Annotated in this window: 2 protein-coding genes; both read right to left on the reverse strand. The window is 62.8% G+C overall.

Features of this window, described 5'->3' with window-relative positions:
• Positions 1-128 (reverse strand): putative WhiB-interacting protein (locus ABT116_RS51310; RefSeq protein ID WP_502984121.1); only part of this gene is annotated, 128 nt, incomplete at its 3' end.
• Positions 129-510: 382 nt separating this feature from the next.
• On the reverse strand, positions 511-825 hold the full coding sequence (locus tag ABT116_RS50135; RefSeq protein ID WP_095969022.1) for a type VII secretion target: 315 nt from the start codon (positions 823-825) through the stop codon (positions 511-513).
• Between the last annotated feature and the right edge of the window lie 217 nt (positions 826-1,042).

A 1,042-nucleotide genomic window follows, 5' to 3' on the forward strand; every position in this document is an offset into this window, starting at 1 on the left:
TCGCGCATATGCGCACGGGCCATGGCTTCTGGGATGAGTTGCATTTCTCGGGTCCTGTTCTGACGCGAGCCACCGTCGCCGATACCGCGCGTCCGAGGTGCTCCAACGCGGCCGACAGCAACATCAATTGCCCTGTCGGCGTCATGAGCGTCGGTCCGGCCTTGATCGCGAGGGAAAGAAAGGACTGAAGAATCTCACCGAGTTCGGTCATTCCCGCGGACACCGATGTTGTCGCTTCGTCCACGACACCGGCGATGTCGCTCCCACGATCGGCGAGATTTCGCGTCGACGCCTGCGTCTGCTCGGTTGTGGTCACCGCAGCGGTGAGAGCCGTGGACGAGCTCTGAGAGGACGCCAGTTCGCTCAGAGCAGCGCTTCCCAGTTGGTAGGCGATCTCGAGGACGTCCGAAGCGATTCGGATACCGGCGTCGGGTCCACCGGCGCTGGGAACACCGGTCCCGACGGTGTCGACCAAATCGATGATCGGTCGTGCGAGAGCGTCGACGTCGATCATGAGCGTCCAGCCTCAGCGAGAGTCGTTCGTACCGATTCCTCGGAGTCGAGATAGGTGGCGTGGGCGTCGCGGGTGGCCGACTGGACACTGGAAATCACAGCGGACAGTCGATCGATGTCGTCGATGTGCGCTTGTTGTGCCCGGCCCGCGACACCGATGAAGTCGCTGCCGATCAGCCCCAGAACAGCGGCCAGAGCCAGGTGATCGCCGCCCGCCGCGTCCTGTCGCGCTTGGGCGACGTTGTCGGCCACAGTGCCCAACCGCGCAGCGAACTCCGCGATGCTTTCGGTGTCCAGATCCAGATTTGTCAACTTGTCTTCCCCCCGTTGCGCTTACTCCTTCTTGGACGCCGCGCGGGGTGCCCCGGTTCCCGAGGAACTATTCTGATGGTCATGCAAACGCACGTAGTCGACCATCCGCTCGCGGCGGCCCTCTTGACCACAATGCGAGACCCACTCAGTGAGAACGCGACTTATCGTTCCGCACATCTCAGGATCACGCACATGCAGGTCTACGAGGCGATGCGTG

It is taken from the genome of Streptomyces sp. NPDC002130, from assembly GCF_040296465.1.
Lineage (GTDB): Bacteria > Actinomycetota > Actinomycetes > Streptomycetales > Streptomycetaceae > Streptomyces.